This window comes from Maritimibacter fusiformis (assembly GCF_008086115.1).
Lineage (GTDB): Bacteria > Pseudomonadota > Alphaproteobacteria > Rhodobacterales > Rhodobacteraceae > Muriiphilus > Muriiphilus fusiformis.
Genome location: NZ_VSIY01000015.1, coordinates 70,012 through 83,114, shown reverse-complemented (window position 1 = coordinate 83,114; position 13,103 = coordinate 70,012). Strand labels below are relative to the sequence as shown.

At 66.9% G+C, this 13,103-nt stretch carries 13 protein-coding genes; 6 read left to right on the top strand and 7 right to left on the bottom strand.

From position 1 onward, the window contains the following. Window positions 1–19 precede the first annotated feature (19 nt). Window positions 20–1,393, top strand: a complete 1,374-nt coding sequence (locus tag FVF75_RS15130) for a family 4 glycosyl hydrolase (RefSeq protein WP_187393092.1) — start codon at window positions 20–22, stop codon at window positions 1,391–1,393. Window positions 1,394–1,408: 15 nt separating this feature from the next. Next, window positions 1,409–2,020, top strand: a complete 612-nt coding sequence (locus FVF75_RS15125; RefSeq protein WP_148379511.1) for a 5-deoxy-glucuronate isomerase — start codon at window positions 1,409–1,411, stop codon at window positions 2,018–2,020. A 77-nt stretch (window positions 2,021–2,097) separates the two neighbouring features. Here the strand turns inward: FVF75_RS15125 and FVF75_RS15120 are convergent, their stop codons facing one another. The 7 genes from FVF75_RS15120 to FVF75_RS15090 form a co-directional block, all read right to left on the bottom strand. Beyond that, the gene (locus tag FVF75_RS15120; protein WP_148379509.1) at window positions 2,098–2,748 is read right to left on the bottom strand and encodes a polysaccharide deacetylase family protein; all 651 of its coding nucleotides are present in this window, start codon (window positions 2,746–2,748) and stop codon (window positions 2,098–2,100) included. Continuing rightward, window positions 2,745–3,440 (bottom strand): polysaccharide deacetylase family protein, encoded by a 696-nt coding sequence (locus tag FVF75_RS15115; protein ID WP_148379507.1) that lies wholly within the window; start codon window positions 3,438–3,440, stop codon window positions 2,745–2,747. Before FVF75_RS15115 ends, FVF75_RS15120 begins: the two co-directional genes overlap by 4 nt. Next, on the bottom strand, window positions 3,437–3,733 hold the full coding sequence (locus tag FVF75_RS15110; protein ID WP_148379505.1) for a hypothetical protein: 297 nt from the start codon (window positions 3,731–3,733) through the stop codon (window positions 3,437–3,439). The genes FVF75_RS15115 and FVF75_RS15110 overlap by 4 nt, the downstream gene beginning before the upstream one ends. Before the next feature lie 3 nt (window positions 3,734–3,736). Then, entirely contained in the window at window positions 3,737–4,633 is an 897-nt protein-coding gene (locus FVF75_RS15105) for a carbohydrate ABC transporter permease (RefSeq protein ID WP_148379503.1), read from the bottom strand. A gap of 40 nt (window positions 4,634–4,673) precedes the next feature. Then, a complete protein-coding gene (locus FVF75_RS15100; RefSeq protein WP_246138106.1) occupies window positions 4,674–5,609 on the bottom strand; it encodes a carbohydrate ABC transporter permease in 936 nt (311 codons plus the stop codon). 49 nt (window positions 5,610–5,658) lie between these two features. Next, window positions 5,659–6,933 (bottom strand): ABC transporter substrate-binding protein, encoded by a 1,275-nt coding sequence (locus FVF75_RS15095; RefSeq protein ID WP_187393091.1) that lies wholly within the window; start codon window positions 6,931–6,933, stop codon window positions 5,659–5,661. Between the two features lie 121 nt (window positions 6,934–7,054). Continuing rightward, a complete protein-coding gene (locus tag FVF75_RS15090) occupies window positions 7,055–8,785 on the bottom strand; it encodes an IlvD/Edd family dehydratase (protein ID WP_148379499.1) in 1,731 nt (576 codons plus the stop codon). A gap of 215 nt (window positions 8,786–9,000) precedes the next feature. Between FVF75_RS15090 and FVF75_RS15085 the strand changes: the two genes are divergently transcribed. From FVF75_RS15085 to FVF75_RS15070, 4 genes are read left to right on the top strand one after another with little or no spacing between them, the layout of a single operon-like run. Beyond that, window positions 9,001–10,059, top strand: coding sequence for an ABC transporter ATP-binding protein (locus tag FVF75_RS15085; protein WP_148379497.1), 1,059 nt, complete (start codon window positions 9,001–9,003; stop codon window positions 10,057–10,059). Between the two features lie 9 nt (window positions 10,060–10,068). After that, window positions 10,069–11,061: a 2-hydroxyacid dehydrogenase gene (locus tag FVF75_RS15080; protein WP_148379495.1), complete on the top strand. Its 993-nt coding sequence runs from the start codon at window positions 10,069–10,071 to the stop codon at window positions 11,059–11,061. Then, window positions 11,058–12,080 (top strand): SIS domain-containing protein, encoded by a 1,023-nt coding sequence (locus FVF75_RS15075; protein WP_148379493.1) that lies wholly within the window; start codon window positions 11,058–11,060, stop codon window positions 12,078–12,080. Before FVF75_RS15080 ends, FVF75_RS15075 begins: the two co-directional genes overlap by 4 nt. Further along, a complete protein-coding gene (locus tag FVF75_RS15070) occupies window positions 12,077–13,039 on the top strand; it encodes a carbohydrate kinase family protein (RefSeq protein WP_148379491.1) in 963 nt (320 codons plus the stop codon). The genes FVF75_RS15075 and FVF75_RS15070 overlap by 4 nt, the downstream gene beginning before the upstream one ends. Window positions 13,040–13,103 lie beyond the last annotated feature (64 nt).

Below are 13,103 nucleotides of genomic sequence, written 5' to 3'. Positions count from 1 at the left end.
GCAAATCGACGGAGGAAAAATGTCCCGCACAAAGCTCGTTCTCATCGGTGCCGGAAGCACCGTGTTTACCCAACGGTTGGTGGCCGACATCATCCTCGCCGGCGAAGAGGACAAGTGGGAGCTTGCCCTGGTCGATATCGACCCGGTGACACTGGACGCGGTGAACAAGCTGGTCGCCAAGATGCTTGAGGCCAAGTCCGCCGAGATCCCCGTGACCGCGACCACCGAGCGGCGCGAGGTTCTGAAAGGCGCCGATTTCGTTGTCACCACCATCGCCGTGGGTGGCCGCAAGGGCTGGCAGACCGATATCGAGGTCCCGCGCAAGCACGGCATCTTCCAGCCGGTCGGAGACACCGCGATGCCGGGCGGCATCAGCCGCGCCATGCGCATGATCCCGCAGATGATCGCCATCGCCAACGACGTGGCCGAACTGTGCCCGGACGCGCATTTCTTCAACTATTCCAACCCGATGACGGCGATCTGCCGGGCCATCCGCCGTGAAACCGGCGTCCCGGTGGTGGGGCTGTGCCACGGTGTGCATCATGTCGAGGGCGTGCTGGCGCGGTTCCTCGGCGTGGCCGAGGACGACCTCACCTCCTACGGCATCGGCCTCAACCACCTCACCTACCTGACCCGGCTGCGCCTTCGCGGCGCCGATGCCATACCGCTGTTTCACGCCAGGCTTGACGAACAGGCGCCGACGCTGGCCCGGGAACTGGCGGAAAAGACCGTCTGGGACAACATCGTCCAGGGCCGCGCGCCGCGCTGGGCCGACGACCCGTTCAGCTGGGGCCACTTCCGCCGCTATTCGATCTTCCCCTGCGCGATGGACCGGCACGCGGTCGAATTCTACCCCGAACGCTTTCCGGGCGGCGCCTATTGCGGCCACAAGCTGGGGGTCGAGGCGTTCCCGATCGACGAGCGTATCTCCCTGGGCGACACCTGGTATGACGAGATGCTCGCAATCGCCAACTCGCCCGACCCGCTGCCCGCAAGCTACTACGAGAACGTGCCGGGCGAGAGCGAGCAGCTTCTCGAGATCATGCATTCGCTGATGTTCGATCGGCGCGAGGTGTTCTCGGTCAACCTGCCCAATGACGGGGCCGCGCCCTATCTTCCGGCGGGCGCGGTGCTGGAGTGCAACGCCGCCGCGGTCGGTGGCGGCTTCAAGGCGCTGCGGGCCGACGATCTGCCACCGGCGCTGGTGGCCAAGCTCTGCGCCAAGATCGCGGCGGTCGAGATCACGGTCGACGCCGCGATCCAGGGCTCACGCGACATGATGATCGAGGCGATGCTGGCCGACGGCGCCGTGACCGACCCCGACGCCGCGGCCAGCCTGACCGACGACCTGCTCGCGGCCCATGCCGAACACCTGCCGCAGTTCGCGGCCTGAGCGGGAGGAATCGTCATGCACATCATCGAACGCGACGACAGCCGCATGATCGACCTGCCGGGGGTGGGGCCATGCCCGAGGCCGGTGGATATCGACCAGCAGGTGACCGGGTTTTCCCGCCTGAAATCCCTGCGCATCTATGCCTTCGACCCCGGCCAGGTCATTCACGGCGAAAGCGAGGCGGACGAGGTGTTCGTCCTGCCCCTGACCGGGCGCATCGGCCTCGAGATCACCGGCCCCCATCCCTGCCGCGCGACGCTCGATGCGACGGGGCCGGAACATGCGGTCTACATGCCGCCGGGGCATGACTACGCGCTGTCGCCTCTGGAGCGGGCCGAGGTGGCCTATGCCCGCGCCGATGCCACCGCCCGCGTGCCGACCGGGGTGGTGGCCGGGACCGAAAGCGCCGGCCTGGCCGAAGCCCTGACCTTCGCGCTGCGCGTCCTGCCTGCCGGCGAAGCGCTCGACATCGGCGGCGCGGGTGAAACGCTGTGCCACCTGGCGCGGGGCCGCGGCACGGCGGGCACCGAGCCCGTGGTGGCCGGCCAGACCATCGCCTTGCCGGACGGTGCCACGACCCGGCTTGAAGCACAGGCGGAAATGACGCTCCTCCTCGTCTCCGCCTGACACCTCATGGGTGCTTCAGCCGAAAGGCCCGGCAGGTCGCGCTGCCGGGCCTTTTTCGTGGCTGGGGGAGGTGGGGCTCAGCGGGCCGTCGATGGCAGCCGCTGAACATGGAAATTCGAAAACAGGAATTCATAGCCCGCGCGTTCCACCGCGCGGTCGGCCTCGGGGTTCTCGCCGTATCGCCCGCCGAACAGCCAGGCGAAGGCGCGCACCGGATGGCCCAGTTCGCGCCGGAAATCCTCCTGCGACCCGACGATCTCGTCCTTCAGCCGCGCGGCGTCGTCCAGTTCCACCTTGGTGTGGTTGCGGGTATGACTGGCGACCACATGCGGCCCGTCCAGCGCGCGCAACTCGTCCCATGACAACGCGCTGCGCCCGTCCGCATATTCGCCGGGCACCGTGGTCAGCGTCCGCGTCGCCGCGAACGCCTCCTGCTCCTTTGCAGGGCAGCTTGAATAGGCCGTCACCGCCATGAACCAGCCAACCAGCCCGTGCCGTTCCAGCAGCGGGCGGGCCACGTCGTAATTGTTGCGATACCCGTTGTAGAACACCGGAATGATGCCGTCGCGGCCTATCGGCCAGCGCCCGGTCGACAGGTATTCGGCCAGATCATCCTCGCGCACCGGCGCATAGCGCGCCGCAAGGGCGGCAAACTCACGATCATAGGTCGCGGCGTTGCGCGCGGGGGTCAGGTGATAGTTCACCACCCGTATCGTCGGCGCGCTCATTGCAGTTTCTGCAGCCGGAAGTTCGAGAACAGATAGCGGTATCCGGCCTTCACCAGCAATTCGTCGGCGCGCGGATTCAGCCCGAACTCGGCCCCATAGAGATAGCAGAAGGTGTCGACCTCGGCCCCCAGCCCGTCCTCAAGCTCCTGCTTGGCCACCACGATCTCGTCGTGCAGCACCTCGTCGGGGGTGTCTGGCGTCAGGGCGGTGTGGTTGCGCGAATGGCACGCCACGAAATGGCCGCGCGCATGCGCGTCGCGCAGCTCGTCCCATGACATCGCGATCCGCTCGCCGGGGTATTCGTCCGGGCCGTAGTGCAGGCTGTGGCGCGCGGCGAAGATGCGCTGGCGGCGGGGCGGGACGTTCAGGAAATGCGACGGGATGAAGAACCAGCCGGCAAAGCCATGTTCCTCGAGGATCGGCAGGATCACGTCGTAATTGTCCCGAAACCCCTCGAACAGGATCGGCGCCAGCACCGGCTTGCCGCCCGCCTTGCCACGCATCAGCCCGTCGATCCCGGCATCGGCCAGCGAGGCGAAGCGCCCGGCGCAGGCGGCGATCTGGGCGCGGTATTCGTCGGCGCAGGTGCTGGGAGTGGCGTGGTAGTTGATCAGGTGAATCGCCCGACCGGTGCGAAAGCCGGCGGCCAGTTCCGCAACGGTCTCGGCCGGGGTGCGCGGCAACAGGATCATTGCGACAGCTCCGAGAACGGGTGGTCGAGGAAATGCCGGTCGGCCAGCACCTCCAGCACATGCGCGATGTCGCGCGACGACAGCGGCCCGTTGCGCGCCTCGAGCGCCCGGGTGACGGCCTCGAACAACTCGGCCAGCGCGGCCCCCTCGGCGTCAGGTTCGGGCGGCGGCGTCGCCCCGGTCAGGTCTTCGGGCACCAGGTACATCGGCACCCCGGCCTCGGCATAGGTGCGGCGCGACAGCCGCACGATATCGTCCTCGAACGCGTCGAGGTAGTCGTCGTCGATCTTCATGGATCACCCCTTGACGGCACCGGCGGTCAGCCCGCGCACATAGTAGCGTTGCAGAAACAGGAAGGTCACGATCACCGGCAGGATCGACACGCCCAGCGCCGCCTGTTGCAGCGAGCGGGTGGACTGGTCGATGAAGGCGCCGCGCAGCAGGTAGATGCCGACCGGGATGGTTTGCAGGTCCGGCGCGGTGCGGGTGACCGTCATGGTCCAGATCACCTCGTTCCACTGGTAGACGAAGACGAAGATGCCCAGCGTCGCCAGCCCCGGCAGCACCAGCGGCAGCGCGATCGAGAAGAAGATGCGAAACTCGCCCGCGCCATCCAGCCGGGCGGCGTCCATCAATTCGTTCGGCACCGCCATGAAGAACTGGCGCATCAGGAAGATGCCATACCAGGTGATCGAGAACGGCAGGATGATCGCGGCATAGGTGTTCAGAAACCCCGATCCGCCCTGGCCCAGGATATCGTTGCCGCCGAACAGCGGGAAATAACGCAGGATGAAGAAGATCGGGATGATGAACAGAAAGAAGGGAAACATCTGCGCGCCCAGCACCGAGCGGAACAGGATGTCGCGGCCGCGAAAGTTGTATTTCGCCAGCGCATAGCCCGCCATCGCCGAGGTCAGAAGCTGCAGCGCCGTGACCATCGCGGTGACGAACAGGCTGTTGCCCATCCAGCGCAGCATCGGCAGTTCGGTGAACACGCGCAGGTAGTTGCCCCATTGCGGATCGCGCGGGAAATAGACCGGCGGCTGCGAGATCCGCTCGGCCGGGGTGCGCAGGGCGCCGAGGAACATGTCGGCGAAGGGCGCCAGCATGACGAAGGCGCCGATGGTCAACAGGGTGTATTTCAGGACGGTGCCCAGCTTCGACCAATTGCTGCGGTCCTTGACGATGGCCATGTCAATGCGCCTCCACGCCGCCGCGCCGGAAGACGCGCAATTAGATGAGGGTGATCACCAGGATCACGGCGAACAGCAGATAGGCCACCGCCGAGGCGCGGCCCATCCGCAGGTCCTCGAACGCCATCTTGTACATGTAGAGCGCCGTCACCGTGGTCGAGCGCAGCGGCCCGCCGTTGCCATCGGTCAAGACCAGCATCAGGGTGAAATAGCTCAGCCCCGAGATGAAATTGGTGATCAGCACGAACAGCGTCGTGGGCATCAGAAGCGGCACGGTGATCCGGAAGAAACACTGGCGCTCATTGGCGCCGTCAAGGCGCGCGGCCTCGTAATAGCTCTCGTCGATGCTGGCCAGTCCGGCCGAGAACAGCAGCATGTTGTGGCCAAGCTGCATCCACACGAAGATCAGCACCACCGAGGTCAGCGCCAGGTTCGGATCGGTCAGCCAGCCGGGCGCGCCGAGGCCGAGAAAACCCAAGGCCCGGTTCAGAAGACCATAGCGGTCGTCGAGCACGAATTTCCAGATATAGGCCACGGCCACCACGTTGGTGATCATCGGCAGCCAATAGATCGAGCGCCAGACCGTCCGGCCCTTGGAGCGGGTGAAGGCATAGGCCAGCACCATCGCCAGCGGCACCCCGATCCCGATCGAGGCGGCGGCGAAATACATCGTGTTCCAGAAGGTCTGCCAGAACACCGGGTCGGTGGTCAGCAGGTATTCGTAGTGCTTGAAGCCGACCCATTTCGGCGCCGACAGGCTGTTCCAGCGGGTCAGCGAGATGAAGAAGGCATAGAGCAGCGGCAGGATGAAAAAGACGGCGCCGAACAGCAGCATCGGCGTGATGAAGATCCAGGGCGCGACCGCCTTGGAGCTGAGCCGCGCCGCCAATGAGCGGCGCGGCGGTTCCTGGTCTATCAGATCCTCACGGGCTGCGGACAGCATCTGCTCCGAGGCGGTGGGGGATGTGTCGGTCATGGCAAGTCCCTTCTGGCTTCGGTTTAGGCGCTGCCCGCCCGGTTTCGGATCAGTCCTGTTCGGACAGGACCGCGGTGACTTCGGCGTCGGCTGCGGCCATCGCCTCTTCCGCGGTCATGTTACCGGCCCAGACCTGCTCGATATAGCCGCGAAGCGTGCGGTCGTTCTCGGACGCGGCCCAGATGTTGGGCTGCGACTTGGCCGCACCGCTCTCGATCGCCGCGACGAACGGCTTGGTAAAGCTGTCGTCGGTGTCCATCGAGGCCAGGTCGGCCAGGTTGCCCGACAGCGCGCCCAGATCGTTCAGCATCTCGCCGGTGCACGACAGCGAGGCATCGCCCTGCGCTTCGTTCAGCCACTTCAGAAGCGCCCAGCTTTCCTCTTTCGCGTCCGAGGTGCTGTCGACCGCCCACAGGAAGGAATACAGCATCGTGCCCGGATCGCCGCCATCGTTGGGGATCGGGGCGATGCCCACGGTGGCCTCGAACTCGTCGCCATAGACCGATTGGAGCTCGGCCTTGTTCCAGTTCGCCGCGATCATCATCGCCGCCGAGCCGCCGGCGAAGTCGTCGGTGATGTTGGTGTTCGAGGTGATCCCTTCGGCGAACAGCTCGCCCATCCGGCGGACGATCTCGATCGATTCCGGCGTGGTGAAGTTGGTCGAGCGGAAGTCCTCGGAATACGGCGGCACACCGGCGGCATACATCTGGCTGTAATAGACATGCACCGCGTTGGCGACCGACGGGCCATAGACATAGCCCGCCCGCTCGATCACGCCCTGGTCGTTCTTGGTGGTGATCGCGGCGGCGATTTCCTTCAATTCGGCCCAGGTGGCGGGCGGCGCGTCATAGCCGGCTTCGGCCAGCATCTTCTTGTTGTAGAACAGCTGGTAGACCGACAGTTCGGTGGGGATGCCCCACAGGGTTCCGTTGATCGTGGCCGCGCCGACGCTGCCTTCGCCGTAGTTGGCGCGAATCCAGTCCTTCATCTCGTCGCTGGGCTCGTCCAGCGTTCCGGCATCGGCAAGCTGCGGCGCCCAGACCGAGTAGATGTTGTAGATGTCGGGAGAAGTGCCGCCGACCCGCGAGGTCAGGATGGTTTGCAGAAAGTCGCCATAGGCGGCCTGCTGAAACTCGATCTTGATGTCGGGGTTTTCGGCTGTGTACTGGTCGAAACAGGCCAGCAGCGGGCCCATCTGTTCCTGGTTGTAATGGGTGGCGACGGTGATCGTGGTCTCCGCCGCGGCAACCGACGGCGCGACCAGTGCGGTGGCGGCGGTCAGCGCCGACACGACCGAGACCCTGGTGATGCGGACTGGTTTCATCTGAATGATTCTCTCCCTTTGACTCGAGACCCGCACGGGGGTTGCGCGGACTCGGGCCGAGTGTAGCAGGATTTGATCATTATCCAACATTTTTTTGACAGGTTTTGCGCGGTATTGATCGTCAATGACTGGGCCGGGGGTTCTCCAGCGGCTGCGGGCCGGGGTGAAGATCGAGGTCGCAGCCCTCGTCCGCCTGGGTCACATGGTCGATGTAGAGCCGCCGCCAAGCGCTTGAGGCCTTTGGCAGAACCGGCGTCAATTCGGCGCGGCGGCGGTCCAGTTCGGCGGCGTCCACCTCCAGCGTCAGGCTGCGCGCCTCGACGTCGAGTTCGATCATGTCACCATCGCGCACCAGCGCCAGCGGCCCGCCCTCGGCGGCCTCGGGGGCCGCGTGCAGGATCACCGTGCCATAGGCGGTGCCCGACATCCGCGCATCACTGATTCGCACCATGTCGCGCACGCCCTGTTCCACCAGCTTGCGCGGCAGCGCCATGTTTCCGACCTCGGCCATCCCGGGATAGCCCCTGGGCCCGCAATTGCGCAGCACCATCGCGCTGCTTGCGTCGATCTCCAGTGCGGGGTCGTCGATGCGCGCGTGATAATCCTCGATCGTGTCGAACACCACGGCGCGGCCGCGATGCGCGAAGAGCTCCGGCGAGGCGGCCGAGGGTTTGATCACCGCGCCGCGCGGCGCGAGGTTGCCGCGCAGCACCGCGATGCCACCCTGTGCGGCCAACGGCGCGTCCCACGGCCGGATGACCTCGGGGTTGTAGTTCTCGGCCTCCCGCACATTGTCCCACAGCGTCTTTCCGTTCACCGTCAGCGCGTCCTTGTGCAGATGCCCGGCCTCGCCCAGCGCCCGCAGCACGACCGGCAGACCCCCGGCGTAATAGAAATCCTCCATCAGGAAACGCCCCGAGGGCATCAGGTCGACCAGCGCCGGGATGCCGCGGCCCAGCCGGTCCCAATCCTCCAGCGTCAGGTCGACACCGATGCGGCGGGCCAGCGCAATAAGGTGAATCACCGCGTTGGTCGACCCGCCGATGGCCCCGTTGGCGCGGATCGCGTTCTCGAAGGCATCACGGGTCAGGATCTGCGACAGGCGCAAATCCTGCTCGACCATCTCGACGATGCGACGGCCCGAAAGCTGCGCGATCCGGTTGCGCCGCGAGTCGACCGCCGGAATCGCCGCGTTCTCGGGCAGCGCGGCGCCCAGCGCCTCGACCATGCTGGCCATCGTCGAGGCGGTTCCCATCGTCATGCAGAACCCCGGCGAACGCGATTGCGCCTGCTCGGCCTCGTCCAGCAGGTCGTCATCCACGCGCCCGGCCTTGCGATCCTCGAACAACTGCCAGACGGCAGTGCCCGACCCGATCTGCTTGCCGCGCAACCGTCCGTTCAGCATCGGCCCGCCCGACACCACGATGGTCGGCAGGTCGCAACTGGCCGCGCCCATCATCAGCGACGGGGTGGTCTTGTCGCAGCCGGCCATCAGCACCACGCCGTCCAGCGGCGCGGCGCGGATGGTTTCCTCGACATCCATCGCGGCGAGATTGCGAAACAGCATCGCCGTGGGGCGGAACTGGGATTCGCTCACCGACAGCACCGGGAATTCCAGCGGCAGACCGCCCGCCTCCAGCACGCCGCGCTTGATGCGCTCGGCCAGGTCGCGGAAATGCGCGTTGCACGGGGTCAGTTCCGACCAGGTGTTGCAGATCCCGATCACCGGGCGGCCGTCGAAGGAATCCTCGGGCATGCCCTGGTTCTTCATCCAGCTGCGGTGCATCCAGGCGGACTTGCCGCGTCCTCCATACCAATAGGCCGAGCGGCGGGGTTTCTTCGCAGTGCTCACGGTCGTTCTCCCTCGATGACGGGTCTCAGCCTGCCCCTACGGCTCCGAAAAAGCAAGCATGAACCTTCATTTTGATGTTTACTTTTGATCGCTTTTATCTAGACTATCGGCATGATCCTGTCAGTGAGCCAGACATCCGCCCAGACGGCACAGCCTGCACCGGCCCGGCGCGCCGCCGCGCCCAGGGTCCATTTCGAAACGGAGGAGATCACCAGATGGCAACGGTGAAACTGCGCGATGTCCGAAAGGCCTTCGGCGCGATCGAGGTGATCAAGGGTGTGACCGTCGACATCGCGGATGGCGAATTCGTGATCCTGGTCGGGCCGTCGGGGTGCGGCAAGTCCACCCTGCTCAGGATGATCGCCGGGCTGGAAGACGTGACCTCGGGCGACGTGGCGATTGCCGACCGCCGGATCAATCACGTCGCCCCCAAGGATCGCGACATCGCGATGGTGTTCCAGAACTACGCCCTCTATCCGCACATGACCGTGGCCCAGAACATGGGCTTCTCGCTGAAACTCGCCGGCGTGCCCAAGCCGAAGATACGAGAACAGGTCGAGCATGCCGCCGAATCGCTTGGGCTGACCCCCTATCTCGACCGCTACCCCAAGGAACTGTCGGGCGGTCAGCGCCAGCGCGTCGCCACCGGCCGCGCCATCGTGCGCAATCCGGCGGTGTTTTTGTTCGACGAACCGCTGAGCAACCTCGACGCCGCGCTGCGGGTGCAGATGCGCTCGGAGATCCGCGAATTGCAGCGGCGTCTCGGCGTGACCTCGATCTATGTCACCCATGACCAGGTCGAGGCGATGACCATGGCCGACAAGATCGTCGTGCTGCGCGACGGGCTGGTGGAGCAGGTCGGGGCACCGCTGGAGCTTTACGACCGGCCCGCCAATGTCTTCGTCGCCACCTTCATCGGCTCGCCCTCGATGAACATGTTCGAATGCGACGCGACCGGCGGCACGTTGAAACTGTTCGGCGACGTGGCGCTGCCGCTGCCCGACGGCGTCACGGGTGAGGCGGGCATGTCGCTCGGCATCCGCCCCGACGCCATCGAGGTCGTGGCGGAGCAGACGCCCGGCGCCTTTCAGGCGCAGGTGACATCGCTCGAGGCCACCGGCTCGGAAACCATGCTGTTCGCGGTCAGGGATGGCATTGCGATCACCGTCGTGACCAAGGCGCGGTTGGCCTCCGGGGCCGGCGATCAGGTCTGGCTGCGGCCCGATGCCGGGGCCATGCACCTGTTCGGCGCCGACGGCCAGCGCGTGAACTGAGGCGATGCCATGAGGATACTCGTCATCTCCGACAGCCTGCGGACTCTGCCCGACGCGGTCGCGCTGCTCGATGGCTCGGGGCACCGGATCGAACACGTCGACGGCCTTGTGCCTTTTCGTGACCTCGAGGCCGACCGGCCGGGTCTGCTGGCCTCGGCCGATGCCATCGTGATGGGCCGGGTGATGGAGACGGACGCCGCCGCGCTCGACCTCGCCAGCCGCGCCCGGGTGATCGCGCTGCACACCTCGGGCACCGACAACATCGACCTGGACGCCGCCGCCGAACGCGGCATCGCCGTCACCAACGTCAAGGGCGTGAACGCCGAACAATGCGCCGAGTTCTCGATCGGCCTGATGCTGGCCATCACCCGCCAGATCCGGCGCGGCGACATCGACATCCGCGCCGGGCGCTGGGCCGCCGGCGTCGGCGGCTCGATGGACGTGTTCGGCGCCACCTTCGGCATGGTCGGGCTGGGCCGGATCGGTCGTGCCGCCGCCCGCCGTGCACATGCCTTCGGAATGAAGATCATCTGCCATACCCGCACCCCCGACGCCGCGTTCGGTGACGAGCTTGGCATCGACTACCTGCCGCTCGACGAGGTGATGGCCCGGGCCGATGTGGTCAGTCTCTATGCCTCGCTGACGCCCGCGACCCGCGGCATGATCGGCGCGCGGGAAATCGCGCTGATGCAGCCGCATGCCTACCTCGTCAATATCGCCCGTGGCGAGCTTGTCGACGAGGCCGCGCTGACCCGTGCGTTACAGGATGGCCGCATCGCCGGCGCCGCGCTGGATGTGTTCGAACACGAACCGCTGACCGAAAGCCCGCTGTTCGCGCTGGAAAACGTGATCCTGACGCCGCACCTCGCCGGCCTGACGCATCGCGCGATGTCCGATGCGGCGGTGACCGCCGTGCGCAACGCCCTGGCGGTGCTGTCGGGCGAACCGGCGCTGAACCCCGTGAACACGCCGAACGCAACACGCAAGGAAACGCCCGCATGACCGGAGAAATCACCAGACGAGAACTGGAGTCGCAGCCGGAGCGCTGGGCCGCGCTGTTGCAGCGCCTGCGCGCCGGTGCGCTGACCCTGCCGGTGCGCCCCGCCGATTTCGACGAGGTGCTTCTGCTCGGCTCGGGCACGTCCTACTATCTGGCGCTGGCGCTGGCCGACTGGATGCGCCGCCGCGGCATCGCCGCGCGCGCCGTGCCCTCCTGCGAGATCCTGCTCGACCCGTTCGAGACCCGCGACCACGACGCATCGCGGCTGGCCATCGGCCTGTCGCGGTCGGGCCGGTCGAGCGAGCTGATCCTGGCCGAGGCGCGGCTGCGCGATGCCGGTTTCACCACCCTGGGGGTCAGTTGCTCGCAGGGGTCGGATATCCTGGTCCGCTCGCAGCACGCGCTCCTGATTGAGGAGGGGCATGAGGACGGGCTGGTCATGCTGCGGTCCTTCACCTCGATGCTGATCGCGCTGCAATGGCTGACCGGCACCGACGCGGACCGCGCCGGGCTCGAGCGGCTGCCCGACCTCGGGCGCACCACGCTTGAGCGCTATGCCGCCCCGCTGCGCAAGCTTGCGCGCGCGCGCGATTTCGACCGCTTCGTCTTTCTCGGCTCCGGCCCCGATCACGGGCTGGCCTGTGAAGGCGCGCTCAAGATCCAGGAAATGGCGATCGCCACCAGCGAAGCCTATCACAGCCTCGATTACCGGCACGGGCCCAAGGCCTGCGCCGACGCCAACACCGCCGTCGTGCTGTTCGCGCTGCATGACCGCGACCACGGCTTGTCGCTGGCCCGTGACATCAAGGATCTGGGCGCGGCGCTGCTGGTCGTGGGGGGCGATGCGGCGGCCTATCGCGATGTCGCCGACCTCGCCATCGAAGGCGATCCCGCACTGGATGCAGGCGCCGCGGCGGCGCTGACCATGCTGCCGGTCCAGGCCTTCGCCTATGAAACCGCGATCCGGCGCGACCGCAATCCCGACGCGCCCGCCAACCTGTCCAAGGTCGTGGTGTTTTGAGCATCGGGCGGACGTTCGACGTTCTGGCGGTCGGCGAACTCAATCCCGACCTGATCCTGTCGGGCATCCATGCCGACGGCCCCGCCCCGGGCACCGAGCAACTGTTCGATGACGAGATCCTGGCCCTGGGCAGTTCGACCGCCATCGCCTGCGTCCTGATGCAGCGCCTCGGGCTGTCGACCGCCTTCTGCGGGCTGATCGGCGACGATACCCATGGCCGGTTCTGCGTCGACACGCTGGACGCCGAGGGCGTGAACCGCACCGCGGTGCAGGTCACGCCGGATGGTGCGACCGGCATCACCGTGTCGGTGTCCTACCCCACCGACCGCCTGCTGCTGACCCGCCCCGGAACGATGACGCAATTCAACGCCGCGCATGTCGACACCGCGCTGCTGGCCCGGTCCCGCCACCTGCATGTGGGCTCGTATTTCCTTCAGACCGGGCTGCGGCCCGGCCTTGCCGGCCTGTTCGCGGCGGCCCGCGCGGCGGGGTGTTCGACCTCGCTCGACTTCGGATGGGACCCGTCCGGCCAGTGGGACAGAACCGGCCTCGCTGACGTTCTGGCGCTGACCGATGTGGTCCTGCCCAACCGCGACGAGTTGCGCGCCGTCACCGGCCAGGCCGATATCGACGCCGGACTGGCCGCGCTGCACGATCTGGGCGCGCGCGAGATCGCGCTCAAACTTGGCAAGGACGGCGGGTCGATGAGCCTTGCGGGCACGCCGCCCATCCGCCGGGCGGGCCATGTCGTCGACGTGGTGGACACCACCGGCGCAGGCGATGCGTTCAACGCCGGGTATCTCGCGGCGCGGCTCGAAGGGTGGCTGGCCGAGGACCGGCTGCGCCTGGCCAATGCCTGCGGCGCGCTGACCGCCGCCGCCCGCGGCGGAACCGGGGGCTTGCACAACCGGGCGCAGGCGCTGGACCTCGCGGGGCTGGACCCGAACACGCGCCGGTAGAGCACGGCGCCCCCGCAGGCCCGAGGCCTGGCCCGCTCCGCCGCCATGTCGTGCTTCGTGCCTG

What these genes read in the sequence shown, in the direction of transcription:
- FVF75_RS15105 (WP_148379503.1), bottom strand. Translation starts at nt 4,633, where the DNA reads ATGGCCATCGTCAAGGACCGCAGCAATTGGTCGAAGCTGGGCACCGTC.
- FVF75_RS15110 (WP_148379505.1), bottom strand. Translation starts at nt 3,733, where the DNA reads ATGAAGATCGACGACGACTACCTCGACGCGTTCGAGGACGATATCGTG.
- FVF75_RS15120 (WP_148379509.1), bottom strand. Translation starts at nt 2,748, where the DNA reads ATGAGCGCGCCGACGATACGGGTGGTGAACTATCACCTGACCCCCGCG.
- FVF75_RS15130 (WP_187393092.1), top strand. Translation starts at nt 20, where the DNA reads ATGTCCCGCACAAAGCTCGTTCTCATCGGTGCCGGAAGCACCGTGTTT.
- FVF75_RS15100 (WP_246138106.1), bottom strand. Translation starts at nt 5,609, where the DNA reads ATGACCGACACATCCCCCACCGCCTCGGAGCAGATGCTGTCCGCAGCC.
- FVF75_RS15125 (WP_148379511.1), top strand. Translation starts at nt 1,409, where the DNA reads ATGCACATCATCGAACGCGACGACAGCCGCATGATCGACCTGCCGGGG.
- FVF75_RS15080 (WP_148379495.1), top strand. Translation starts at nt 10,069, where the DNA reads ATGAGGATACTCGTCATCTCCGACAGCCTGCGGACTCTGCCCGACGCG.
- FVF75_RS15095 (WP_187393091.1), bottom strand. Translation starts at nt 6,933, where the DNA reads ATGAAACCAGTCCGCATCACCAGGGTCTCGGTCGTGTCGGCGCTGACC.
- FVF75_RS15115 (WP_148379507.1), bottom strand. Translation starts at nt 3,440, where the DNA reads ATGATCCTGTTGCCGCGCACCCCGGCCGAGACCGTTGCGGAACTGGCC.
- FVF75_RS15085 (WP_148379497.1), top strand. Translation starts at nt 9,001, where the DNA reads ATGGCAACGGTGAAACTGCGCGATGTCCGAAAGGCCTTCGGCGCGATC.
- FVF75_RS15075 (WP_148379493.1), top strand. Translation starts at nt 11,058, where the DNA reads ATGACCGGAGAAATCACCAGACGAGAACTGGAGTCGCAGCCGGAGCGC.